The following is a 24,552-nucleotide window of genomic DNA, read 5'->3' on the forward strand; positions in this document are numbered from 1 at the left end:
TACATAGAACAAATATGCCAAACAACTACCATAACACAGATGAGTTATTTCCCGAATTGGAAATAAACGATAAGAGAAATAACTCAAAACGTAAGACAACAAAGAAAAAAAGCAAATATTCATGGAATGAGTTTAGGCAAGGTAAATATCCTGAATTAAATAAACATAGCATAGTAAAACACGAATTGATTTCGGATTATGTTACTTGGTACATTGAAACACTAATGTATAAGCAGATAATCCCCGAAATGTCTTTTACATTTGTAGATGCTTTTGCTGGCGGTGGAAAATATATGTCAGACGAAAATCTTCTTATGCAAACAGGTCGCTCATTTCATTACGGCTCCCCTATATCGATCTTGTATGCAGTAGAGGCTGCGAGAGTTTCTATAAATCAAGGTAGAGAAAAGACTCGTAGGGTGCATGCTGAATATATTTTTCTTGATAACGATCAATCTGCTATTGATAGTCTTACATATGAATTAGGAGAGTTTAAAAAAAATGCTAATGTACAGCATGAAGATAATATTATTTATTCTCCAGCTGTAAGGGAGTACAAAGATTTTTTTTATAAGTCTTTAATTCCAACACTAGAACGTTTTCCTAAGAAAAGAATACTGTTATTTCTTGATCAATATGCTTATAAAGATGTGGATTACAGCGGTCTGGCTAAAATATTTACCAAATATGACAATGTAGAAGTGATTGTCAATTTTAATTTTACTACCCTAATAAACTATTTATCAGATACAAAAGGCAACAGAACAGCTTTAGGAAATATAGGTTTATTAAACCATATACCAATAGAACGCATTACTCAAATGATGAAATCTGATAAGAGGCATGGGTATAGAAGCGTTCAAAGCTTGTTAGGTAATGCTATAAAAACACAATCTCAAGCAAAATTTGCTACCCTGTTTTATATTTCTCCTGAGCAAAAAAATAATGAGAAGGTATTATCTTATTGGCTTGTACACTTATCAAATCAATTTAGGGCACATGATAATATGAAGCATTTACATTATAAATATGCAAATTTTTGTTTTCATGACTTAACTCCTGGCATATTTAATTTAGGATATGATGTAAATTTAGATAATGATTACACCCCTTCACAAAGATTTAATTTTTCTCAAGATAGTAAACAAGAGTCAATTTCTAATATTATGGACTTTTTGGCGAGAGAAGTATATTCACAAGGGTACAGAAGATCTGAGACTATCTCTCAGTTGACAAATAGACTGACTTCCCGTTCAACGGGAACTGAATCAGATACCCACCAAGCCATATCAAAATTAACGGCAGATAAGAATTTTATTGTTTGCAATAAAAATGGGACTATTAGAAAAAATTCTGTTAAGAAACTCAATCCTGATGATTCTTTAATGCTTAACCCTAACCGACCAATAAATTTTCTACCGTAAACGTACTACCAACTGAACATTAAGGCCACTTCCAATCTGAGAAAGGTGGCCTATTATTTTAACTTGCAATGTAGGAGATATTGAAGGATGCCAAATATAAACAAAATCGAAGTAATGGGCAACTTGGCCAAAGACCCAGTGTTACGTTACATGCCCGACGGAACGCCTACAACCAAAATCACTGTTGCCGTAGCCGAAAAATGGACAGATAAAAAAACAAAAGAATTGAAGGAACACGTCGAATGGTTCCCTGTCTTGCTATACGGCCGTCACGCCGAAGTCGTCTGCCAGTATATGAAAAAAGGCGATTGCATACAGGTGTACGGTAAATTGCGGACGCGCCCATATACCGATTCAAACGGTATCGAACGCAACGTAACTGAAGTAATCGCCAACGAAATGCAGATTATCCATACTGCAAACCGTCATACACAATCCGGTAATGATGTCTCGCAGAATGGTGGCATTTACGACATGATGTAAGCTGAGGTTGTTTTTCAGGCCGTCTGAAATTTCAGACGGCCTTTGCTTTGGAGTTCCAATATGAAGAAATATTTGGTAGCGGCTCTATTATTCAGCCTTGTGATGGCCGTGGCCGTCTTAGGCGGTTTGTATGTCGGAGCGATGATTTATACACAATGGTTAGGATTAAAAACCGAACCGTCGGTATCTTTGCTTATCAAATATTGGCAGCATATAGAACAATTACCTGAAAACATGATTTTGTGGCTGTATGTTTCTTCTATTGCCGCAGCTATCCTGCCGGTTTTTGTTTTAGTTGTAGTGTTGACAACAGTGTTTTCCCGCCCGAAAAAAGAACTGCACGGCTCGGCGCGTTTTGCCAACCTTCGGGAAATAAAGAAGACTGGGCTGTTGAGAAACGATTTTGAAGATTCAGACCCGCCCGATTTACTGGTGGGCAAGTATCAAGGCGAATACCTGCGGTGGGCAAACGACGGATTTGTGTATTTGGCCGCGCGTACCCGTGGCGGTAAGGGTGTCGGCTTTGTTGTCCCTAACTGTTTACATTATAGACACAGCATGGCCGTCAATGACCCAAAAAAAGAAAACTTCCTGATCACGGCAGGATTCCGTGCCCGCTGCGGCCACAAGGTGTTTTTCTTCAATCCTTCGGGCACCATGCCCTATCATGATCGCGATCCATCTGCACCGTTGATCAGTCACCGGTGGAATCCGCTGACTTATGTGCGCCGAAACCCGATTAATACCTACAAGGATGCGCTGGCGGTGGCCGCGGTATTTTACCCGTTACCAACCGAAGACCGCGGTAGCGCAAAGTTTTTCCAACAAGAAGCGCAAAAACTGTTTGTCGGCCTGTTGCTTTATATGATCGAGACCGAACAGGAGCGGGATTTAAGCCAGCCGGAAAACAAAACCACGATGGCCAACCTGTTCCGCCTTACCACGCCAACCGACGGCAAAACACTGCAAGAGTGGATACGGGCAGAGTTTGAATTGCGGGCAGCGCAGCCGGAGACAACACAACTCAGCAGTAACTGCCGAACACTGTTGATGGGCTTCGCTAATGGTAACGCAAAGACCGGCGGTGATGTTTTGTCCACCATGACCGCGCCGCTGGCGATTTTTCTTGACCCTGCGGTTGAAGCGGCCACCGGCGGCGATGATTTTTACCTGGATAATGTGCGCCGTGAACTCACCACGATTTATTTAGGCATTTCGCCGGAAGAAATCAAAGTTTACGGCACGCTACTGAATCTGTTTTTCAGCCAATTGTGCGATGTCAACGTGCGGCAAGGGCTGCCGAAAGACAATAAGGAGCTTAAATACCAGTGCCTTTTGATGTTGGATGAATTTACGGCACTCGGCCGCATCCCAGCTATCGAAGAAGGTGTCGGTTACTTGGCCGGTTACGGTATCCGCCCAACCATTGTATTTCAGACACCCGGACAAGTTGAGAAGGTTTACGGCAGAACCGGCCGTCAAACGTTTTTCAGTAACTTCACCTGCCGCTTGGTGTTTGCCCCGCGTGAGCAGGATGAAGCTGAAGAACTCAGTAAGCTGATTGGTTACTACACCTACAAAGCTAAGTCGTCGTCGCGTTCCCGTGGCAAAAACAGCAGTAGCAGCAGTAACAGTGTGAGCGATCAAAAACGCGCGGTCATGAATCCCGACGAACTCAAAATCATGCCCGATAGTGATGTGATTATCAACATGACCGGTATCCGGCCTATCTATGCCGACAAAATCATTTACCACGAAGACCCGATTTTGCGTGAGCGTGCCAATTTACCGGTTCCCCATGTGCCTGAATTGCAAGTCACCCTTACTCGGAAGCAACCGCCACAAGTGGTTACACCTGATTATGTTTCACCCGAAGATATGGCGAGCTTCAAATGGGGAGACGCGGCCAACAACGAAGAGATTGCCCGTGCACTGATTACGGCACTGATTCCACCGGACAGCAAGCTGGAGTTTGTGGAAAAATTAGTACCGGTAATCATCCAAAATTGGGGTGAAGGACGTTTTGGTATCGTTTCTGAAATCCTGAAGAACACCTCAACAGACGACAAGCCGGCAGCGGCTTAATTTAGGTTTGTATCAAGGACTGACCATAAGAAGCCGTCTAATTTATTGCAATGAAAATCGCAACCTAACTTATATATTCTTCATTTTACTAATACTCTATTCATACTAGTAAATGCGTTTCAATTAGCCAATATCAAGCTATTGTGACCTTCAGTTAGGTAGTTATTAATAAAAATTGTCCCTAAGTAGATTCAATTTGTCCCAGATATGTCGTATAATTCAAAAAGAGAGGAAATATCATATGAAAAAAGCTGATGTACTGGATTTAATCAAATATCATTTTGAGAACAAAGAAGCTGAATTTCGAAATCAAGCAATTTCAATTGCGCGTAGTTTCGATAAAGCAGGCGATTCACAACTTGCACAATATGTTATGGGATTAATATCCCAATCAGATAGATTTGTTCCTCAAAATGGTGACCATAGTGACAGTCTTGTGTCTGTTAAATTAGATACTGCTCCACTACCATTGCCCACAACTATTACAAACGATTTAAAAGGAATAATTAATGCAGTAAATCATAACATTGGGATTAATAAATTTTTATTTGTTGGCTCTCCAGGTACAGGCAAAACAGAAAGTGCAAAACAGATTGCGAGATTGCTTAATAGAGAATTACTGATGGTAGACTTTAGCCATTTGGTAGACAGTAAACTGGGGCAAACTGCTAAAAATCTGACAGACGTTTTTGGTGAAATCAACAAGCTGCCATTTTTAAAGAACTACATTATTCTTTTCGATGAGATAGATACGATTGCATTAGATCGCATTAACCAAAATGATATTCGAGAGATGGGACGTGTTACCTCGACATTTCTAAAAGCCTTAGATAATTTGAATCCTGATGCTCTAATTATCGCTACTACAAATTTGTTTTCAAATTTAGACAAAGCTTTAGTTAGACGTTTTGATGCGACAATTGATTTCGATAGGTATTCGGAAGATGACAGAATTGAAGTTGCTGAAGTAATTCTTAATCATCTACTAAAACAATTCAAACATGCAGCAAAAGATATACGTCTTTTCAAGAAAATTATAAAAAGTACTAAAAGTATTCCAAATCCCGGAGAGTTAAAAAATCTTATTAGAACGTCATTAGCTTTCAGTGATTCCAATGATCCATATGATTATTTGAAACGTCTTCTAAAAAGCATGCATAAAGGAAAAACATTGACAGTTAACCAATTGAGTGATTTGCAATTTACAGTGCGTGAGATTGAAATGCTAACTGGAATATCTAAAAGTAGTGTGTCAAGAGAATTAAATGAGGACAAAAAATGAATAGTATTCTGACATTGAGGGGAAATAAATTTACTCAAGAAAAGCGTAATGGACAAATGGGGCCACCCAAACTATCTAATAATTTAATAGTAAAATTATCTAGACTTAAGGAGCTTCATGAATCATTAATAAAGGTAAAGGAAACGTGGGGGGACAATAAAATAATAGAGGGAGTTTTAGTTAGTGTTTACTATGATCGGATTATTGCTAAAAGTAACCGTATAAACGGCTATCTAAATGGTGGTAATAATTTTGAACCAACTCATACGGTAGTCGGTGCGAAATTCAATTCGGAAAAAACAAAACATATAATCACCCATTATATTTCTAGAGATACTTTAGATAAAACTATTTCTATTTCTAGCCAGATTATTGCATTATTCCAGCAATCATTTCCAAATGGCGAATTAACTGCTGAGGTTTTTAATGACTCAAAAGTATTCGATGATTTACGATATGATGAGTATCCTTTTAAAAAAAATACTTTTAAGCAATATCTGAAAGATTCCTGTTATGTTGAAAAATTTGATATTGAAGTAGCGGAAAAGCAAAATCTGAAAAATTCCATCATTACATTTTATGATGTTAAAACTGATATTCATGATCTCTTGGGGAAGGTCGACATAGATGTATCAAATGCCAATGTATTAGACAGTACTACTGCCTTGCTTGATGAAAAAAATGTTGAAATAGTCCTTTCAAGAATCCCCTATCTGGTTTCAATGGCTGTTGAGAACTTCTCATCACTATCACCGGAAGAATTTCTGGCAATGGAAGAGCAGGTGGAAATACCTATCCCTTCTCCTAAAAACGAGCCAATTATCGGTGTTATTGACACATTGTTTGACAGTAGGGTCTATTTTAGTGAATGGGTTGAATATCATGATTTAATATCTGATGAAATCCGTAAAATACCAGCTGATTATAAACACGGGACAGCGGTATCGTCATTAATCGTAGATGCCCCTAACTTAAACAAACATCTTGATGATGGTTGTGGTCGGTTTAAAGTTCGTCATTTTGGTGTATCTCTGCATAGTGGATTTAATTCGTTTAACATTGTTAAACAGATTAAAGAAATCGTTTCACAAAATAGCGATATTAAAGTTTGGAATTTATCACTTGGATCTAATGATGAGATAAAAGCCAATTTTATTTCTGCTGAAGCTGCTACCTTAGATGAAATCCAATTTGAAAATGATGTTATTTTTGTTATCGCGGGTACGAACGGAACAATAAAAAATGGACAGCGTACGAAGATTGGTTCTCCTGCTGATTCATTAAATTCACTAATCGTCAATTCAGTTGATTTTAAAGATAAACCAGCTAATTATTCCCGACAAGGTATTGTATTGTCATTTTTTACAAAACCTGACATTGCCTATTATGGCGGTGGGAATGGAGACTTTATTAACGTATGTGAACCATTGGGTTCAGCAAGAGTTGCAGGAACTAGTTACGCAGCCCCTCTTGTCGCTAGGAAGTTAGCATATTTGATTTATATTATGGGCCTAAAACGTGAAGAGGCAAAAGCATTGTTAATTGATTCCGCAATAGGTTGGAATTCTAAACGATCGTTTGAAGAAATGATTTTGATCGGTAATGGGGTGGTCCCGATCAAAATGGAAGATATTCTTTCCAGCCCAGACGATGAAATTAAGTTTATTGTTTCAGATGTTTCGGAAAAATACGATTCTTATAATTATAATTTCCCAGTCCCGATATCGGATGGCAAATATCCTTATGTTGCGAAAGTTACAATGTGTTATTTCCCTAGATGTTCACGCAATCAAGGGGTAGATTATACTAATACAGAATTGAATATAACATTTGGTAGATTGGGTCACAAAGGGATAAGAGCGATTAATGATGATAGACAACATTTCGATGATGCTCCCGGTTATATCAGGGAAGAATCCGCACGAGCTATTTTTAGAAAATGGGATAATACCAAGCATATTTGCGAGCCTTTTACGCCAAGGAAGAAAGCAAAATCTATTCTCAATACATCCAACCCACAATGGGGAATGAGCGTTAAAACCATTGAACGCCTCAAAAAAAGAGATGGAGAGGGAATACGCTTTGGTGTAGTTGTAACATTAAAAGAACTCAAAGGCGTCAATAGGATTGGAGAGTTTATTAATCAGGCATCATTGAGGGGGTGGCTGGTAACCGAGTTACAGGTAGAAACTCAAGTTGAAATTTACAATAAGCTCAATGAAGAAATTGTATTTGAGTAATATTTATAAGCCCCGATTCAAATTCCTCATAGGCCGTCTGAAGTTTTCAGACGGCGATTTTTTTTGGAGAATACATTATGAGCAACTACGACGATATCCGTAATGCACTAACTTATATCGATTCACACGATCGTGATACTTGGATACAGGTTGGCGCGGCACTGAAAGACGAGCTGGGAGAGGAAGGTTTTAATCTGTGGGACAACTGGTCTCAAGGAGCGGATAACTATAATGCCCGTGATGCTAAAGTAGCTTGGAAATCATTCAAACCCGGGCTGGTACACATTGGCTCTCTGTTTTATCACGCCCGCGCCAACGGCTACCGCCCCGACAAACCTTACACGCCGCCGTCAGCCGAAGAGCAGGCAAGGATTAAGGCCGAACGGGAAGCAGTCCGTTTGGCTGTGGAACAAGCCCGTGCTGAACGCCGGGAACAAGTAAAACATCTCGCCCAACGGATTTGGGCGGGTGCTACACCCGCTGACATCAGCCATCCCTATTTGGCAGACAAAGGCATTACGGATGCAGCCGCTATCGCCGGGCTGCGCCAAAACATGTATCAGGGCGACAATAATCTGTTGGTACCGGTGTATTTCAACCGTGAAATCGTGAATTTGCAATCCATCAACCAAGACGGCGGCAAGCGGTTTTTTGCCGACGGCCAAGTACAAGGCGGCTTTGCGGTGGTGGGCGATGCCGCCAACACGCAAAACGGTATCGTTATCGCCGAAGGTTTCGCAACGGCCGCAAGTATCCACCAAGCCACGGGTAAAACCGTAATCGTGGCATTCAATGCGGGCAATATGCCCGAAATATCGGAGCGGCTTGCCCAAAACCTGCCCAAAGATGTACCGGTTGTGTTTGCGGTAGATAACGATGCCAGTCAGACAGGTATCAAAAAGGCTTTACAGGCAGCGGCATATTTCGGAGACCGCGCCCAAGTAGTCGAACCTGAATTTACGATGGCGCAAATCCGCCGGTATCAGATGGAGAACGGCACTGACGACAAAGGCCGTCCCAAGCTGCCGAGCGATTTTAACGACTTGCACTATTTGGCCGGTATCGAAGCCGTGCGTGAAAAAATGGAATCGGTTTTCAGACGGCCTGAAACGGCACCGACTGCCACGCTGCAAGCCGAGCCGACACGCGCCACCGCACCCGCCTTCAGCGACGAAGAGTGGGCGGCCGTGGTGTCCGAAGAAGCGCGGCTGTCCGGTCGCCCCGCACCGACGGCTGCACCGCCAAACCAAACCGCCGAACTTCCGGCGGCTTCTTTTTTACAGCAACAGGAGCAGGAAATGAACGGTTCGACCGACACCCCTTTCAACGGCAGGGACCTTATCCGAGAGATGAAAGCCGAACTAGATACGGCCTACACCGGTGCGGACGGCTTTTTCGACACCGTCCCCGAACCCTACATGAAAGCCGATGGCAGCTATCTGCATGCCGGAAAAACAGAATGGGGCATCCATCTGACGGCCAACGCACGGGAAGGCGGGCCTGTGGAGATTGAATTTAGCCAAATACGAGGCGGGGGCAGGCTCTCCCAAAAATACGAGATGTCGGTTGCCGACCATGAAAAAACGGCCTCACAGATTTTGGATGACTTGATCGAACGTGTGCAGACGTGGCAGCAGGAACGGGAAACTGCTTTGAACGGTGCAGATTTTCAGACCGACAAAGCCGTTGCGGAACAGCCGTCTGAAAACACCTCCCTGCCGGACAACACCATCGAATACGCTGCGCAGAGACCGGCGAAAGAACCCGAACCCTATCAGGGCGTGAACCCCGATCATGTTTACGGCAGCGGCCGCACTACCACCCAAACTGCAACGGGTGAAAGCGAGCGAGTTTTTTATGAAGGTGACTTTCGTCATTACGAAATGTTCGATCCGCGCACCAATATCCAATATTTGCGAAATACCCCGCAGGAAATCCAAGCCGATTTGGACAAGGCCGGAGATATTTACGGATATGAAGGTTTAACCCATGACGGTGAATTGGTGCCGTTCAGCAAAACTGCTGACGGGTGGGAATCCCCATTACCGGGCAATGCGCCCGAGCAAACATCCGAACCCGACCAAGCAGAAAAGACCGACGGCGTACCGGAGCCGGAAGCTGCAACCGTCAAAAAGCCCGTAACCGATCTGAATTACCGTATCCCGCCGGTAGGTATCGAGAGCCGTTACGTTGTTGCCGGTGGCAAGTATTTGTCGGCAGCCAACCACACTACCGTGATGTTCACGGATGCGGGTAAAAAAATCAGTACCGCCAAGACTGATATGCAAACCATCAACGATATGCTCGAGGTGGCCAAAGAGAAAGGCTGGGACAGCATCAAAATCAGCGGCAGCCAAGAGTTTAAATCCATGATGTATGTGGCGGCGGAAAGCCGGGGTATCCGCACCACCGGATACCGCCCCAAACCAGAAGACTTGGCCTTATTGGAGCGGATGCGCCAAGAGCGGTCACTGAATGCCATCGAACCGCAGCCCGAACGTGCACCCGCTGTTGAACCGAAAGCGGAAAAAGTCGCACCCGCGCCTTACCCCGGCGATAAACGGCAAAGGCCGTCTGAAACCCAAGCGGGTGCAGCGACCAAAACCGCAGCGGCCGCAGAAGTGGGCGAACGGATTGTGGATGTGGGCACGGCACATTACCGCCATAACCCCAATGAGCAGCTTAGCCCTTATATCGTGTTGGAAAAAGAAGGCAAGGAGCGCACCGTGTGGGGCGTGGATATTCCCGATGCAATGGCGCGCAGCGGAGCCGAAGTCGGAGACCGCATCCATTTGCACAAATTAGGCAAACAGCCCGTCGAGATTGAGGTAAACGTGCGCGACGAAAACGGGAAAGTCACCGGCACTGAGAAAAAAGAAGTCGAGCGCAATCTTTTCAGAATGGAGATTGTGCAAGACAACCGGCAGCAGAAGGAGAAAGAAACGCCGGCTAAAGGCGAGCCGGAAAAGGTGTCCACAAAGCCCGACGTGGAGATGCTGTCGAAGGCAGATAAGATGATGGCGCAGAATGAGTTGCCGTCTGATGCCACGATCAATTCTTCCCATGCCGCCGACACACAGCTCGGTGTGCCGTTGCAAGCCGTCGGACAATCCGAAATCCGCTCCGAAGTGGTCGTACAGGCCAACCGTATGAAAACGGCTGCTTTGGAAACGAACTATCTGTCGGCCAAAGCGGTTTACGCGGATAAGGCAGCCAAGTTGTCTAAAGCGAACAAACAGCACCTGCAATGGCACGAGCGAAATGTTCTAGACACTATCCGCGGCCTGAAAGGTGATGCCCGCACATTGGCACTGACCAACTATTACGAGAATACGGCCAAACAGATGAGCGGTTCCAAGCTGAAACTGCCCAAGCCGATTAAGCAGCCAGCCCATCAGCAATCGCCGACCAACCAAACAACCGAACGCAACCAACAGCATGAACGTTCGCAAGGTAAAGAAATGGAAATCGAGCGTTAATGCTGCTCCTTTGAGATAAGGCCGTCTGAAATTCAGACGGCCATATTCACATTTGAACCGTACAGCCCGGACACCACAGTTCGGGCTTATTTTGTTTCGGAGAAAGTGCATGGAGAACGAAAGCAAACCCGCCGGCAGTAAACGCATGGAGGTTTTACAGCAGTCTTTGACCAAAAAGCAGACTGCTTTTGACAACAAATTACAGGCGCATTTCGACGATGTGCAGTCTGCAAATGGCCAACCGCTTAACGACAAGCGCAACGGACAAGCGACCATGAACCGTTGGAAAAAGCCGTCTGAAATAGCTCAGACGGCTTTTTCCAATGGTATGTCGGAGCAAAGTACGCAAGGCAGCTTGAATGTACTTAAGCACCTATACCTGATGCAGACGGCCACTTTGTCCGCAGCGGATAAACAGCACCGCACCGTTTTGGAACATGCGTTGGAAAAAACCATCGCCGGCCGGCCTGCCGACGTGCAGTTACAGGCACGGATTAATTTTTACCGTTCGCAAACGCAGGCAGTCGCAAATAAATATGAGGTTACGGCGGAGCGTCAAGCTGAAACCGGTATTGAGCGGTGATTCATAAACAATTCGCCTGAAAGCCTGCCCTTCTGAAGGGCAGGCTTTTTAAGATGATGCCCATTAAAGGTTTGTCTATGCCGAAAAAATTTGATGTGTACGGTTTGTCCGATGCAGAAATTAACGCATTGCGTGAAGTCGCTTTTAAACGTTTCGGGAAGGCTAGTGTGTCTTTGTTGGCCAAAAAACTGTTGCAGGCGGAGTTAGAAGCAGCCGCCGAACCCGATCCGGTACAACTGCCGCCGCCCAAATGTAAAAAGCGCATCACCCTGCGCCTACCGGATAAAGACCGTGCTTATCTTGAGGCGGCAGCGGAGACACGTCGCGGCTCCATTAACGATGTCGTCAGAGATATTATCCAATCCCATATCTCGCATCATCCGATTTTGTCGGCATTTGAAGCCGATGTGCTGTCGCAGTCCAACTACCAGTTGGTCATGATAGGCAGAAACCTCAACCAAATCGCCCGCCGTTTGAATGCGGGCGAAAACGTATCTTTGAGCAGCCAACAGATTACGGAACTGAAAAAGTTCATTGATGCCCACGTCGTCAGGGTAAACCATGTGCTGCAAACCAACCGCCGCCGCAAGCGCGAGTAAGCCATTAAGGAGCGTAGATCGATGCACCGAAAAATAGACGATTGGTTTTTAGGCTATAAAACCCGTGCCGTCAAAGCCAAAAAAGACGGCGGGCTGTATTTCGGCAGTAGCCGCCGCAGCAACGCCAAGCCGTTGAAGCCCGGCAGCGGTTTGGCCAACTTGCGGGCCGCCGCACTTAAACATCCCGAAGTGATGGTTAAAATCCCAAAGCGGCTCAGTAACAACTCCAAAGGTATGCGCGGTGTACGCAACCATTTGGATTATGTATCGCGTAATGGCGAAGTGCCGCTGGAGACACAATCCGGCGAAAAGCTGATCGGCAAACGTGTAGTCATGGATTTTTCAGACGACTGGCGGAAACTCGGCATCCCCAAAGAGAGCAAACATAAGGAAGCACTCAATATTGTGCTGTCCATGCCCGAAGGCACACCGCCGGACGCGGTGTTGAATGCCGCCCGCAACTTCGCCGCCGAACAGTTTGCCGGGCATCAATATGTGTTCGGCCTGCACCACGACAGCCACGATCCCGACGAGCCTAAACACCCCCACGTCCATTTATGCGTGTTGATGCGCGACGAGTTCGGGCAGCGGCTCAATCCTCGTAAAGCGGATTTATTCGAGTGGCGCGTCCGTTTTGCGGAAAAGTTACGCGAAGAAGGCGTAATGTGCGCGGCTACCAAGCGCATACACCGGGGCAAAGTCCAAAAGCCGGAAAACAGCCTGCTGCGTGCCATGCGGCAACGTGGTGTGCTATCCAATGTGGCAAGACAACAGGCCGTCGAATTGATGGAAGCCCTGAAAAATAGTGACCGCCCCAAGCATCCGTATCTAAAAGAAACCATACAGACGCGCGGTATTATCCTGGAGCAATACAGCCAAATAGCCAAAGAACTGTACAAGATGGGGCATAAAACAGAAGCCCGCATCATCAGCAAACTGGCAAAAGAAGTGGCCGGGCAATCGTTTGATACCAAAGCGCAAAACCAGTACGACACCGTTAAGGGGATTCAGTCTGCACACGATAAGCGGAAGCGGCAATTAGCAGAATATGAGAAAAATACTCAAAATAGAAACATATCACGTTCATAGTACATATGGGGCAGCTATAGAGACCTAATTTTTCTTTGGCAAGTTTATTTGTTTTGCTGTAGGCATAGGAGTGTGTAAAATAGAAATACTAACAGCCGCCTAGAATTATATTCTAGGCGGCTTTACTTTGAATTTAGAGATTATCTAAATGATTTTCATAAAATGGAAATTACGGCAATGCAATTAATTGTACTTTACTTCAAAAATTACCAAACAAAGATCCAATGTTTACATACTGCAAAAGGTCCAGAATGACTCCATTGGGTACATTTGAAACCACGAGCTTCTGCTACTGCTGTAGTCATTAACAACATCAAGCTCAAAACAACTGCAGAAGTTTTTTTCATAATTGATTCTCCTTGATTAAAGTAATATGTTAAAGACACAATGTACATATTAATCTTAATATGTACTATTACATAGTTTATATTATTTAATTGAAAAAGTAAATATATAGATATATTTTTAATCTTAATAAAAACATATGGTTATGATTCTATAAATATTGATAATCACTTTTATTTTTTGAATTTAACTGTGAATTGTGAAGATGAAACAGCTGACTAAATATTATTTATTGTTAGCCATATCGTAGATAACGCTTCTAGTCACTTAATAAATGCTCTGAAATTGAGCATGAAAAACGTCGTTGGCCGTTTGCGAGCAGGGAGACACAGAAGAACGCGAGCTTAAGGTTGCCGCATTTATGATTAACTATTACGAAAACGGTGATGCCCGCGATCTGACTGCGCCGATGGACACTCTGACCACTAAAGACCGTTTAGCTTTAGTTACCGTAAAATTCAGCCTTCTTGTCGCTGAGTTTTTTAAGCCCCGCCACCATACATTATTTGTATGGCGGCGGGGCTTTTTGCGTTTATCATTACCCCATTTCACGATTTGATAAATCATTTTGTTTTCAGTTGATTAGGTATCTGTGTGATATAATGCCTAAACTGAATTACAGAGAAAGAAACGGCAAACCATGTGTACCTTGATGCAAAAAGACGCACTGATCGAACGTGTAGCGTCTGTGCAGGCATTGATTGCCCGCAAAACCCCGCGCACGGAAAATCGGACGGCAGATCAGCAAAGGATCGTGGAAATACGCAGCTTCCTTTATGATTCCGTTCCCGAAAATATTGATTTTCAGGCGATAGCGGATGAATGCAATGCGCTTTATCAGAAATATTCAATATTACCGAAGCCTCAATTGGAGGCTGCTGCATAGATGACAAAGCAAGAAGATGCTGCGTTTGAAATGATTTGGGACGGCTTGGTGTCTGAAACACAAGTCCGTCCTTCTTCTTTGCCCAAAGGTTTTGTATTGGGTGGGCAACCCGGGGCGGGCAAATCCAACTTGGTTCAAAAAATCAGGGCCGAACTCAACCGCAATCTTTTGGTTATCAACGGTGACGAGTTCCGCCGCTACCATCCTGATTTTGACGATATTCAGGCTCAATATGGCAAGGATGCTCCCAAATATACGGCCGCTTTTTCAGGAATGATGACAGAAAGGGTTATAGCAAAGGCTCTTGCTGAAGGATATAACGTGAGTGTCGAGGGTACTTTTCGCACAGCCGACGTGCCGATGAAAACCTTAGATGATATGCGCCGCCACGGTTATGAAACGGCCGTCTATATCCAAACTACACCGGCAGAAGTGAGCTGGCAAAGCACACTCGAGCGATACGAACAAATGGAATTGTTAGGCGAAATGCCCCGATACACCGATAAAGCGCATCATGATTTGGTGGTGGAATTGCTGCCGAAAAATGCGGATACCGTTTTTTTATCAGGGAAGGCTGATCATTTCAGGGTGTATAACAGAGACGGCTTGGTTTTTGATGACCGTATCCATGTAGGGCAGATGCCCGGCACAGCTATCGATTATGAATTACACCGCAATGAGCGGGAACTCGGGAAAATTCGGGAGGATTTCCAAAAGAACACCCATCTTTTATCCCCTGCCCAAAAGCAAGTAATACAGACGGGCGAAGCCGTAATCAAAGGGCTTTCGCCTGCCGAACAGATGCAGGCACGGATTAATCTGTATGGGAGTTTGTTAGCCCAAATTAAAGAGAGGAATCCTTCATTACCTGAACGTTGAAAGCTGCCAGAACCTTTACAGGCAGCTTTCTTCACTTCATATGTTTCAACATATGTTTCAACAAAGAAGTAATGGTAATAACAATAATCCTCCCGCAGGAGGGGGCAAGTCGGGCTTGGGCTTGCCGGTTGCGTAGGTTGCCGCAGGTGCCGGAGCGGTCGGCATGGTCAAGTCCGGCTTGGGGGCGTGGGGACGTTTCGGGCGGAGGTACGAAGCCGGGAACGGGGCTGCTGCGGGCTGGATTTTGACAAACGGGTTTCCCATCTGCCATATTCAGGCCGTCTGAAACCGTCTCTTTCAGACGGCCTGCTATATCAAAAATTAAAGATTACTTGCTCGATTGTCCACCAAGTTTTAGGGTAGGCTTCTCTAAATTCGTCAATTTCCCATAGATTATCTTCATCATCAATCCCTGTATCATAGATAAATTTTCCATCAGAACCTATAAAATGTGTTGCTCTTATACAACCATTTCTTATACTGGCCTCCACATTGGAGACATTTTCCAGCATCAGCAGATTAGTTAAGGCTACTGTGTCTAGCCTTGTATTGGGTGGAAAATCCCCTTTCAGGCAGTCTGAAAACAGCTTGTCATACGTTGCGCGGGGCAATAATGCAAATGTTTCCGTCATCGTGCCGACACTGTAATCCGCACATGTTTGCGCCAGTAAATCGTAAGTAAAATCCGAACTGCCTTTTAAGGACGAAGCAAAAATTTCTATGCAGTCGTCTACTGTCAAAGCTGCATTCAGGCGGTCGGTGTTCCTCCATAAAGCCATAAAAACTTCACGCATTTCATGCGGTTCGAGTTTTTCAAACAGAGACACCGTATTCTCTACACAGTTTTTTACTTCATTCATGTTTATCTCCTTTTTCAGTAATCGTTACGTCGTTTTCCCTACAATATCCCCCTAACGCTCTGTCAAAATCGGATAAGGTGGCAACGCTGTATCCGTTGACATATAGGTGTGTATCCATTGCATTAATGCTATATTCCACAGGTAAAAACCAGTAACGCCCTTCTATGGTTTGTCTGAGCCGCTCCAGTAGCAGATGCTGGCGGATGTCGCCTATATGCGGCGGTTCTTTATACTCCCGCGCCATCTCCCAAACATCCTGCTCGAAGTTGATAAAACTGTATCCGCCAAGTTGTTCCAACAAGTGAACCCAATGGTCGAAATCGTCTGCCACATCATCCCAAAACATCATTTCATACCCCGCTTTCATAATGATTTTTAATGCCTTTGTCTGCTATTTCCTGCTCAAACCATGCCGTAGGGTCGGTATAAAACTGATTCGGCATATTTAGATAAACGCCAAAATCAATCAAAGCTCCATCGCACCACCATCTCGCATCAAGATTCAAATCTCCCTTGTAATAAACTTCTGTAAATGTGCCGCGTATTTTGTAAGTCTCGGCCGCGCTCTTACTGTCAATATCCGCGGTCATCTGCACCCGTCCAAATCCGGCATCAATTTCTTTCAAGGGTTTCAAAAGCTGTATCAGCCGTAAATAGCGGTCTATATCGAACGTAACCGTTAAATCCTTATAAACCCGTATATCCCCATCATCATCAGCCCATATGTTGTCTTTTAATGCTGCTTCATCTAAAAAAATAACTATCTCGCGCGTGTCTGCATGTCCATACTGAAAATGGTATTTCATAGAAATTTCCTTTCTTTCAGACGGCCACTTAAAGCCGTCTGAAACGTTCAAAATAAAACAAGCTGTTCCTCAAGCGTAAACATGCGCTGCGGAATTACCGTAATCGGATTTTCTGTGCTTTCTGCTGCTTCTTTCTTGGCGGCGGATATTCTGTCCGCCATTGCCTGTCCAAAGCCGCCGAGTATCCAATTGGCAGTACACCAAGCCGCCCAAAATTCGTTCGTCAAACTGTTGCCATGCACGATTTTGGCGGGGATACGGTAAAGCTGGCATTGGATAAAACACATCCAAACGCACAAGGCATCAATATCAATTCTGATAGCGGCCATGTGCTGTGCAGGTGTGTAGCCAAGTGAACGGACGTTTTCGGCGAAAGCAATCACGTTCGCCCCGCTTCCGCAGGTAGGCTCTAAAACGCTTACAAATGGCTCGGTTTTCAGCTTTTCGGCCAAATCCTGATTAACAATGGCCGCCATCAGTTTGCTGATGTTGTAAGGCGTAAAATATTGCCCGCTGTTTGGGTTGCCCAAACCTAAATCCATATACAGGCAGCCTAAAATATCGGCAAATAAGCCCTGTTCTCTATGGTTATGGATTTCAACAATCAATACGCCTAATATTTCAGAAAACCGCTTAAAATCGCTTTCCGCATACTGTTTGCGGATTTCGTGGTAACGGTTCTCTCTTTTTTCCCACTTATCGTCAAATGCGTATTGGTTAATCAATACAATAGCGGTTACTTCAATAAAATCCCTGAATAAATCCGCAACCCGATAGGTTGTACCAAACGACTGAAACAGTCTGACAATCTCTTTATTGATGTCGGCCATACCGCTTAATCTCCGTTGTGTTGTTCAGACGGCCTCAACAGGCTGTCTGAAACAGGGTTTAACGATTACCACCAACTGTCATAAAAGACTGCCAAGCCGTTTGCTATGGCTTCGCGGGCGGCTGCAATAAATTTCTTGGTATCCTCTATATCTTCGGGGTATACCTCCTCGCCGCCGAAGAAAAGGCCCGGTGTATATTCCAGTTCGTTGTTGTCTAACGCCTGTTCTAAGCGTTCCAAGTCCTCTAACTCCAGCCTTACCGTTCGGCAGTTAAACACTTCGTCTTGCCCGCCTTTTTCGCGATACAGGTTTTCCATCCACCCGTGCAGGTGGTTGAATTTACGCCAGTAGGCTATGTCGGTTAGCTGCGCTTGCTCGCGCTCTTCATCGGTTTTCGGCATCACATCGGTTTGTCGGTCGCCCGCAAACTCGGCACGCATGGTGTAGCCGTACATGTCCAATCCCATAGTCATTCCTTTCATGCGAAATAATTAACAACACACAACCATCGGGGGCGGTCGCCGCCGTGTTGTGATGTCGTTAAAAATTTCAAAGCGCAAAAAGTCCAGACTGGCTTTGTGCGTCTTTCATCTTTGTCCGGTGCGCCCCTAGCGGCGTGGTGGAAAAGGTGGAAGACGTGCAAAGACACTTGTCTTGGTCTGGACTTTTTGCGCTTTGAAATTTAGACATCAGGAGACAACACGGCGGCGACCGCCCCCGATGGTTGTTTACGGGACAGCCGCTTGCGGCGTTTCCGCCTTTGGCGGAATACACCGTTTAGCGGTGTTTTTGGCACCTGCTGCCTATCCTGCGTCTAGTTTGAAAATGGGTTTATTGGGGAAGTTTTTCGTTTTTAGCAGGGGTGAGGTACGCGTGGACTTGGATAGTAACGTTTGCAACTTTAGATTGCATTAGTTATAAATAGTTTTATGTAGATACTAATTAGATAATAATAGATATACGTTAGATGTTTTTTGGTATTTATTAGATATTTAGCTAGACAGAAATAGATATTAATTGGTATATTTGTCGATAAATATAGACTTTATTAGATTAATTTAGATAATCATTGGATAGGATTAGCATGCCGAAAATATCAGCAGCCGAATTTATTCAAGCTCATCAGAAAAAAGGTAGGTGCTCAAAGCTGGAACCATACCGAGAAGATATTCTGCTGCTTAAATCTCAAGGTTACACTCAGCAGCAAATACTAGATTTTTTGAAGATGAATGACGTTACAGTGGGAATGACAACGTTAAACTGGTTTATCCGTAGCCGGACAGAAACTGATGAAAAAAAATCTGTGCAGCAGAACCCGAAATTTCCTAGTCAGGCATCTTCGGCAAAACCGGAGATAATCGAGGATTTCTCGGCACAAAATCAGCAGCAAGAAGAAGTGCGAAAATCTCAATTAGATGTAGCGCAACAAACTGAAAAAAAAGCTGGTAATCTTAAGCCAACAAATGAGGCTAATTCAGAATCCTCTGAAACTCTGCCGGGTGAGCCTCGAAAATTTAAATTTAACCCTTCTGACGTTGATGCGAAAAAATTGATGTAAATAAGGCCGTCTGATTTTTTCAGACGGCCTCAAATCACCATTTTTCAATCAAGTTCCAAAATAGCCTCAATGCGGGATAATACATCTTGCACCACATAATCGGGAACCTTCTCTTTCAATGCTGCTTTTCGTGCCTTCCAATCCAGTGATTTGAGCTGGTGGCAATGAATATTACCTTGAGTATGGGTTCCGGCTCCGAGCAGGCTGGAAAGCATTCCCCTAGCGGCTTCGGCTTTGCCTTGTGAAATGGGACAGGCAAAAACCAGTCCCATCGCTTTGTTAAATGCTTTGGCCGATACCACCAAAGCAAAATGATCTCCCTGCATTTCCTTTCCTGATGCCGGGTCAAATCGGAGATGAATAATATCGCCTTTTTCCGGGATATACGTCATTCGGCAATCTCCTTGCCAACATCCGGCATTTCTTCCCACCCTTCAACACGAGAGGTATCACCTTGCATCTCTGACAGCAATTCCGACAGCTTATATCGTGGCCGTTTCACTGCCTTAATCACGATCGTTTGCCCTCTGACTTCGGTTTGCAGTTCATCACCAATTTGCAAACCGAGCTGGCTGATAATCTCTTTGGGAAAGCGCACTGCCGCGCTGTTTCCCCATTTTTGTAACTTCATACTGATACTCCCATTGATATGTATCTACATTGTAGATACTTTGGATTTGGGTGTCAAAAATATGCCTTCCCAAACCAACTTATCCACAAAAAACGTGAATATCCCACCTGCTAAACACTTTAAACGGCTATTTCCAAAACAAAAAAAGAATTGCACAAAAAATCATCAGGCCGAATGGCCTTATTAATATCTGTAAGTGGTCTCTGATGTGTTCTCTGTATAGATATTGTCCTTAGCGTACAAAGAACTTTGGCTGATATGTACAGTGTACTTTGTACAATATGTACAAAGATATGATTTAATTCAAAAAATTTCAGAAATAGAAAAGGCCGTCTGAAAACGGACAGCACCTGTTTCAGACGGCCTCAATACCCGAATTTACGAAAAAAGCATAAAAAAACGGTCAATGCAGTGCATCGACCGTATCAAAATGCCTTTGAATCGCTCAAAAGCAGGGTGAAAACCATTTATTTAAGACATTTGGGTAATAGTAAGACGCGGTACACCATCAGGTCTTATTTGCCTGATTTCATACCGCCTTTGCCTAGATATTTCTGTATCGCCTGATAATCTGCCGAATTTTCCGGCGGCGATTTGTCCGGCTTCCGCTTCGCCTGTTCATCGCGCTGCCGCTCTTTTGCAGCTGCCTCGTATTCTCGTCGCGTGCGTTCTTCCTGTGCTTTCAGATCGCTTTCAGACGGCCTACCGGTTTGTTTTTGGTTGGGCGGGAAAAAACCCAGCCAGCCTTTGAGAATGGCCATCTCCATAATCGGGCGAAGATCGAGATTTTGATTGTGGAGTGCCGCCAGTTGCTTGATGGCGGCTTTCTTTGCACCCGTACCCGCTTTTTTTCCTGCCTCTGCACGCATATCCAAATACTTATGCCACAAATCGAGCGGAATAAACATCGGCAGGCGGTAGTTGTCGCGGTCGTATTGATAACGGCTGTTCGCCTCGGGAACGGGGATGCCCCGCAATTCGTAGATTTTGGCCAACAGAACCTCGCGGTTGAGATACCAGTGCATCCTGCCGTGGACACCGCCACGCCGGTATTGCACCAAGCCGAGCTTGAGCAGGGTGCGGCGCACCTTTTCATAGCCACGCCGTGTTAGACCGAGTTCCTGCTTCAAATCCGCAGCGGTCTTGTAGAGCCAGCCGCACCGCTTCGGCTCTTTATCGGCCACGTCGCTCCACCAAAACAGATTGGAAAGAAACGATGCAGCCTGAAAATCATGTGCGCACACAGGCATAAACTCGTCATAGACTTGGACGAATTTTTCGGTTAGGAGTGGGCGCAGTTCTGAAATAAGCATGGAAAGCCACTCTCGTTTACGGCTTCTTTGCTTTTAAGACTTCTTGTACTTGATATAGACGGGGATTTATTTTTAGTTTACCACCCGTCATCCTTTGAATGCGATATGCCTGTTTTTCGGGGACTATCTCTTTCCACTGAGTAACTGCTGAAGGGCTAATACCTAACGCCCTTGCTACCGCGATTTTAGTTCCATAAAAGTCGATAACATCTTTCGTAAGCATCATTGAACTTTCTTTTTTAAGTTTGCTTAAATTATATGTATAAAGAACACTTAAATCAACATCAGTTAAGATAACTTAAACCTTGAAAAATTGAGAGTTGGATTTGATTGTGCAGATGAAAACTATCGGTGAGCGAATTCGTAAACTTAGAAAAGATATGAATTTGACCCAACAAGATTTGGCGAAAAAATTGAAGGATGTATCCCACGTTGCTATCTCACAGTGGGAATCAAATACAACCAAACCTAATGCTGAAAATTTATATGAGTTGTCAGTTTTATTTGGTTGTGATTTTGGTTGGCTTTTAAAAGGCGGTGAAGGAGATACTACAAACGCAAAACTAATCTCAAGCATTACCGCCACACAAATTCCTCTTTTGAGCTACGATGACATTAGAAATCTTGATGTTGCAACTCCTTTTATACCAATAACAGGAGACTTCATCATGAGTGAACTGAAAAATTCAGAATCAACATTCGCTTTTACTTTAAAAGGCGATTCAATGGCTAACGAGTTTTTAGAAGGAGATACTATTTTCATTGATATTGCTGTGAAACCCGAGCCTGGCGAGTTTGTATTAGCACGAGTTGGAGATGATGTATTGTTCAGAAAATATAAAATTGACAATATTGGGCAGTTCAGTCTTCAGCCATTAAATCTTGACTACCCAACTATCTCTTCAAATGAAGCAGAAATTCAGATCATCGGAATATTAGTTGAGCATAGAATTTATCGAAGAAAAAGATGAATTTAACTTCAATTAGATTCCATGTCCATCTAAATTCTGTAATTTCAATGACTTAAAATCACTTTTTTATCATATTCATAAATATTGATTCTTTTATAGCCGTCTAAATCACTTTAGGCGGCTTATTTATTTATCAAATTTCCTTTTTTTTCAGATAGATATGTTTATAATTTAAGTATTCTTAAAATAATTCTTGCGATTAAATTTAAGTTATCTTAAAATTAAGTCAACGGGTAATACCGAATAGTTCTTTAACAACTCGAAATCGTAGCAACCGGCCTTCGGAGCCGTGCCGTTCCTTATTTGAAAACCAATGCGGGCTTCACTCAGGAACAACGCGGCAGGCGTAGAAAAGGCTTCGAGCCTTTGGGTAAGCAAAACCGCTGAAACGGTGGGAGCACAAACGGTTGCTGGCGGCATTCAACACGCCACCAAAAGAAAAGCCGCGCATCCGGGTAGCGCAATGGCGTCCGGTAACAGGCGGCTGTTGAACGTATTTAACAATCGGGGCGTATCCCCGATGCGGAGCGATAATCTACGGACAAGCTCCAAACTACATACTGATTTTTTGAGGCTGCCTCTTGACGGGCAGATTCAGGGCTTTAAGCCTTTTAGTGTGCCGATGACGCACACTCTTTAGAAGACGGTCTCGTACACCGTCTTAGGTCTGTACCTAGACCCAAGCCCGTTTGTTAAAGCGGGCTTCCGTGTGGGTATTGTACACCTATTCAGCTTGGAAAGTAACTAAGGTTATTTTATGTATTATGGATGTTGGGATAAGGAGGTAGTATGGTTTAGGTTGATTTTCAGCAGGCCGTCTGAAAGATGATTTTCAGACGGCCTCACCATAACGAAGGTTAGGGCTGAATCCCGTTCGGCAGGGAGGATGCAGCAAGCGGCTCGGGTGTGGCCTCCGTTATGTTTTTTCGCACACCATAGTTCGCCTGTGGCAGGGCGTTAACGCATAAATCAGCCTTTGAGAGTTCGACCTGCTCCGGCCGAAAGGGGGTGGGAAGACGCTTACAGACCTCGCGATACCGGTTCGGGCGGGTGAAAGGCCCGCTTTTCTGCATTTATAAGGAGCTGTCGATGTTTCACGATTGGGTTTATTTTTCATCGTATGTTGTTGCCCTTGTTCTTTTTCTTATTTTTAACTCTTATATCGACGACCGTTTGGCCGGTGAGTCCAGACTTGTCGCCACTACCGTATTTCTTACCATTATTTCCCTCGTTATTTTTGCTCTGCACGAATGGCATGATGAAAAAGAGTGGGAGGTTTTTCGGCAAAGAAACCGTTGTGAGGTCATGGACAAAAAAATCGACTTTCCGCTCAACGGAGAATATGGCAAAACTGCTTACCTGTGCAGCAATAATTTTGTTTATTGGCGTTAAGTTATACGATTAAAACCTCTTCTTCTATTATGGGAATCGAGCAGCTTGATTTATAAGGAAATGAGACGCTTTTGAATTTCAAGCGAAGCCAACGGTCTCTATTGGTTTTGGACACGGCAAACCAAAAAAGGCAGGATTCGTCATCTGAAGACGACTTGGGGTTTATCCAATAACCTAAGTTTTCTTTCTTCTTCGGCAGAAGATTGACGGGGATTCTCGGACTGTAAATGCCTTGCCCGTAGTCGATAATCGTACATTTTTCCATACAGGCTGTTTTTATACTGTAAAAATGATAACCGTGCTTGAGCCTTTCCATTTCTATAACGATTATGTCTTCATGAAAACCTTTTGTTACCGAAACAATTCTTATGCTTGGCTTTACTCTGTGCCGGTAGTTGATAAAACTTAAAACGATTGCAGACAGCGACAGAATCAAGCTGATCCATTCAATGTTCATGGGCGTTTCCTGTTTTGTGTAAAGAGAAGACGTGGAAATCCAATCTTAACACGGACATTGAAACGCCCGCCTTACCGTAAAGGCCGTCTGAAACCATGATTTTCAGACGGCCTTTTTTATTTACCAACTTTTTTATGTAAAAGGAGAACGACTATGTTCAATATACAAATCAGTAAGCCTGTGCCGGTATCGGTAATCGGCACTTATGATTCGCTCGAGGCTGCGTCAAAGCAGGTTGATCTGTTTATGCGGGGAAACGATCCCGATGCCTGCGCCAATATCGTGCAGTCCGAAAAAGGAACCGGCTACACAGTCCAGGCTGTGAAGTGGCAATAAAAAACCGCTTTGTTTCCAAAGCGG

The 24,552-nt window shown here is 44.1% G+C and carries 29 protein-coding genes; 17 read left to right on the forward strand and 12 right to left on the reverse strand.

Annotated elements, in window-relative coordinates:
- The first annotated feature begins 14 nt into the window (after positions 1-14).
- The 9 genes from tcmP to EL216_RS07575 all read left to right on the forward strand — a co-directional run bounded on the left by tcmP (position 15) and on the right by EL216_RS07575 (position 13,264).
- The gene (gene tcmP / locus EL216_RS07530) at positions 15-1,424 is read left to right on the forward strand and encodes a three-Cys-motif partner protein TcmP (protein ID WP_085390663.1); all 1,410 of its coding nucleotides are present in this window, start codon (positions 15-17) and stop codon (positions 1,422-1,424) included.
- Between the two features lie 87 nt (positions 1,425-1,511).
- Entirely contained in the window at positions 1,512-1,907 is a 396-nt protein-coding gene (locus EL216_RS07535) for a single-stranded DNA-binding protein (RefSeq protein WP_085390665.1), read from the forward strand.
- Between the two features lie 60 nt (positions 1,908-1,967).
- The gene (locus EL216_RS07540) at positions 1,968-3,992 is read left to right on the forward strand and encodes a type IV secretory system conjugative DNA transfer family protein (RefSeq protein ID WP_085390667.1); all 2,025 of its coding nucleotides are present in this window, start codon (positions 1,968-1,970) and stop codon (positions 3,990-3,992) included.
- A 241-nt stretch (positions 3,993-4,233) separates the two neighbouring features.
- The gene (locus EL216_RS07545; protein WP_085390669.1) at positions 4,234-5,274 is read left to right on the forward strand and encodes an ATP-binding protein; all 1,041 of its coding nucleotides are present in this window, start codon (positions 4,234-4,236) and stop codon (positions 5,272-5,274) included.
- The gene (locus tag EL216_RS07550; RefSeq protein ID WP_085390671.1) at positions 5,271-7,514 is read left to right on the forward strand and encodes a S8 family peptidase; all 2,244 of its coding nucleotides are present in this window, start codon (positions 5,271-5,273) and stop codon (positions 7,512-7,514) included. The genes EL216_RS07545 and EL216_RS07550 overlap by 4 nt, the downstream gene beginning before the upstream one ends.
- A gap of 77 nt (positions 7,515-7,591) precedes the next feature.
- Positions 7,592-10,993 (forward strand): LPD7 domain-containing protein, encoded by a 3,402-nt coding sequence (locus EL216_RS11310; RefSeq protein ID WP_232005228.1) that lies wholly within the window; start codon positions 7,592-7,594, stop codon positions 10,991-10,993.
- A 109-nt stretch (positions 10,994-11,102) separates the two neighbouring features.
- Positions 11,103-11,576, forward strand: a complete 474-nt coding sequence (locus EL216_RS07565; protein WP_085390673.1) for a hypothetical protein — start codon at positions 11,103-11,105, stop codon at positions 11,574-11,576.
- A gap of 77 nt (positions 11,577-11,653) precedes the next feature.
- On the forward strand, positions 11,654-12,175 hold the full coding sequence (gene mobC, locus EL216_RS07570) for a plasmid mobilization relaxosome protein MobC (protein WP_085390745.1): 522 nt from the start codon (positions 11,654-11,656) through the stop codon (positions 12,173-12,175).
- Between the two features lie 21 nt (positions 12,176-12,196).
- Complete coding sequence (locus EL216_RS07575) at positions 12,197-13,264, forward strand: relaxase/mobilization nuclease domain-containing protein (protein ID WP_085390675.1); 1,068 nt, start codon at positions 12,197-12,199, stop codon at positions 13,262-13,264.
- A 206-nt stretch (positions 13,265-13,470) separates the two neighbouring features.
- On the opposite strand, the gene EL216_RS11080 is transcribed toward EL216_RS07575, so the two are convergent.
- A complete protein-coding gene (locus EL216_RS11080) occupies positions 13,471-13,611 on the reverse strand; it encodes a hypothetical protein (protein WP_158087731.1) in 141 nt (46 codons plus the stop codon).
- Positions 13,612-13,970: 359 nt separating this feature from the next.
- On the opposite strand from EL216_RS11080, the gene EL216_RS11315 reads away from it, so the two are divergent.
- From EL216_RS11315 to EL216_RS07590, 3 genes are all read left to right on the forward strand, one after another.
- Complete coding sequence (locus EL216_RS11315; protein ID WP_232005230.1) at positions 13,971-14,168, forward strand: hypothetical protein; 198 nt, start codon at positions 13,971-13,973, stop codon at positions 14,166-14,168.
- Positions 14,169-14,249: 81 nt separating this feature from the next.
- Positions 14,250-14,495, forward strand: coding sequence for a hypothetical protein (locus EL216_RS07585; RefSeq protein ID WP_232005231.1), 246 nt, complete (start codon positions 14,250-14,252; stop codon positions 14,493-14,495).
- Positions 14,496-15,374: a zeta toxin family protein gene (locus EL216_RS07590; protein ID WP_085390679.1), complete on the forward strand. Its 879-nt coding sequence runs from the start codon at positions 14,496-14,498 to the stop codon at positions 15,372-15,374.
- 31 nt (positions 15,375-15,405) lie between these two features.
- Here EL216_RS07590 and EL216_RS07595 read toward each other — a convergent pair whose 3' ends face one another.
- The 6 genes from EL216_RS07595 to EL216_RS07620 all read right to left on the reverse strand — a co-directional run bounded on the left by EL216_RS07595 (position 15,406) and on the right by EL216_RS07620 (position 18,337).
- Positions 15,406-15,645, reverse strand: a complete 240-nt coding sequence (locus tag EL216_RS07595; RefSeq protein WP_085390681.1) for a hypothetical protein — start codon at positions 15,643-15,645, stop codon at positions 15,406-15,408.
- A gap of 43 nt (positions 15,646-15,688) precedes the next feature.
- A complete protein-coding gene (locus tag EL216_RS07600; protein WP_085390683.1) occupies positions 15,689-16,234 on the reverse strand; it encodes a hypothetical protein in 546 nt (181 codons plus the stop codon).
- The gene (locus tag EL216_RS07605) at positions 16,227-16,601 is read right to left on the reverse strand and encodes a hypothetical protein (protein WP_085390685.1); all 375 of its coding nucleotides are present in this window, start codon (positions 16,599-16,601) and stop codon (positions 16,227-16,229) included. Before EL216_RS07605 ends, EL216_RS07600 begins: the two co-directional genes overlap by 8 nt.
- Positions 16,585-17,040 (reverse strand): hypothetical protein, encoded by a 456-nt coding sequence (locus EL216_RS07610; protein ID WP_232005232.1) that lies wholly within the window; start codon positions 17,038-17,040, stop codon positions 16,585-16,587. Before EL216_RS07610 ends, EL216_RS07605 begins: the two co-directional genes overlap by 17 nt.
- Positions 17,041-17,087: 47 nt before the next feature.
- The gene (locus EL216_RS07615) at positions 17,088-17,870 is read right to left on the reverse strand and encodes an N-6 DNA methylase (RefSeq protein ID WP_085390687.1); all 783 of its coding nucleotides are present in this window, start codon (positions 17,868-17,870) and stop codon (positions 17,088-17,090) included.
- A gap of 65 nt (positions 17,871-17,935) precedes the next feature.
- Positions 17,936-18,337: a phosphoglycerate kinase gene (locus EL216_RS07620; RefSeq protein WP_232005233.1), complete on the reverse strand. Its 402-nt coding sequence runs from the start codon at positions 18,335-18,337 to the stop codon at positions 17,936-17,938.
- A 617-nt stretch (positions 18,338-18,954) separates the two neighbouring features.
- Between EL216_RS07620 and EL216_RS07630 the strand changes: the two genes are divergently transcribed.
- Complete coding sequence (locus tag EL216_RS07630; protein ID WP_085390691.1) at positions 18,955-19,428, forward strand: hypothetical protein; 474 nt, start codon at positions 18,955-18,957, stop codon at positions 19,426-19,428.
- Between the two features lie 44 nt (positions 19,429-19,472).
- Here EL216_RS07630 and EL216_RS07635 read toward each other — a convergent pair whose 3' ends face one another.
- The 4 genes from EL216_RS07635 to EL216_RS07650 all read right to left on the reverse strand — a co-directional run bounded on the left by EL216_RS07635 (position 19,473) and on the right by EL216_RS07650 (position 21,598).
- Complete coding sequence (locus EL216_RS07635) at positions 19,473-19,820, reverse strand: type II toxin-antitoxin system PemK/MazF family toxin (RefSeq protein WP_054600261.1); 348 nt, start codon at positions 19,818-19,820, stop codon at positions 19,473-19,475.
- On the reverse strand, positions 19,817-20,059 hold the full coding sequence (locus EL216_RS07640) for an AbrB/MazE/SpoVT family DNA-binding domain-containing protein (RefSeq protein ID WP_085390692.1): 243 nt from the start codon (positions 20,057-20,059) through the stop codon (positions 19,817-19,819). Before EL216_RS07640 ends, EL216_RS07635 begins: the two co-directional genes overlap by 4 nt.
- 515 nt (positions 20,060-20,574) lie before the next feature.
- Positions 20,575-21,372 carry a hypothetical protein gene (locus EL216_RS07645; RefSeq protein ID WP_085390694.1) on the reverse strand — a complete coding sequence of 266 codons (798 nt, stop codon included), beginning with the start codon at positions 21,370-21,372 and terminating at the stop codon, positions 20,575-20,577.
- Positions 21,373-21,388: 16 nt separating this feature from the next.
- Positions 21,389-21,598, reverse strand: coding sequence for a Cro/CI family transcriptional regulator (locus tag EL216_RS07650; RefSeq protein WP_232005234.1), 210 nt, complete (start codon positions 21,596-21,598; stop codon positions 21,389-21,391).
- Between the two features lie 94 nt (positions 21,599-21,692).
- On the opposite strand from EL216_RS07650, the gene EL216_RS07655 reads away from it, so the two are divergent.
- The 3 genes from EL216_RS07655 to EL216_RS07665 all read left to right on the forward strand — a co-directional run bounded on the left by EL216_RS07655 (position 21,693) and on the right by EL216_RS07665 (position 23,735).
- Positions 21,693-22,343, forward strand: coding sequence for a LexA family protein (locus tag EL216_RS07655; protein ID WP_232005235.1), 651 nt, complete (start codon positions 21,693-21,695; stop codon positions 22,341-22,343).
- A gap of 313 nt (positions 22,344-22,656) precedes the next feature.
- Complete coding sequence (locus tag EL216_RS07660; RefSeq protein ID WP_085390699.1) at positions 22,657-22,983, forward strand: hypothetical protein; 327 nt, start codon at positions 22,657-22,659, stop codon at positions 22,981-22,983.
- A 449-nt stretch (positions 22,984-23,432) separates the two neighbouring features.
- Positions 23,433-23,735, forward strand: a complete 303-nt coding sequence (locus tag EL216_RS07665; RefSeq protein ID WP_085390701.1) for a hypothetical protein — start codon at positions 23,433-23,435, stop codon at positions 23,733-23,735.
- Between the two features lies 1 nt (position 23,736).
- Here the strand turns inward: EL216_RS07665 and EL216_RS07670 are convergent, their stop codons facing one another.
- On the reverse strand, positions 23,737-24,192 hold the full coding sequence (locus EL216_RS07670; RefSeq protein WP_085390703.1) for a hypothetical protein: 456 nt from the start codon (positions 24,190-24,192) through the stop codon (positions 23,737-23,739).
- 153 nt (positions 24,193-24,345) lie between these two features.
- Here EL216_RS07670 and EL216_RS07675 point away from each other — a divergent pair, with 153 nt between their 5' ends.
- The gene (locus EL216_RS07675) at positions 24,346-24,528 is read left to right on the forward strand and encodes a hypothetical protein (RefSeq protein WP_085390704.1); all 183 of its coding nucleotides are present in this window, start codon (positions 24,346-24,348) and stop codon (positions 24,526-24,528) included.
- Positions 24,529-24,552 lie beyond the last annotated feature (24 nt).

The organism is Neisseria animaloris, assembly GCF_900637855.1.
Classification (GTDB): Bacteria; Pseudomonadota; Gammaproteobacteria; order Burkholderiales; family Neisseriaceae; genus Neisseria; species Neisseria animaloris.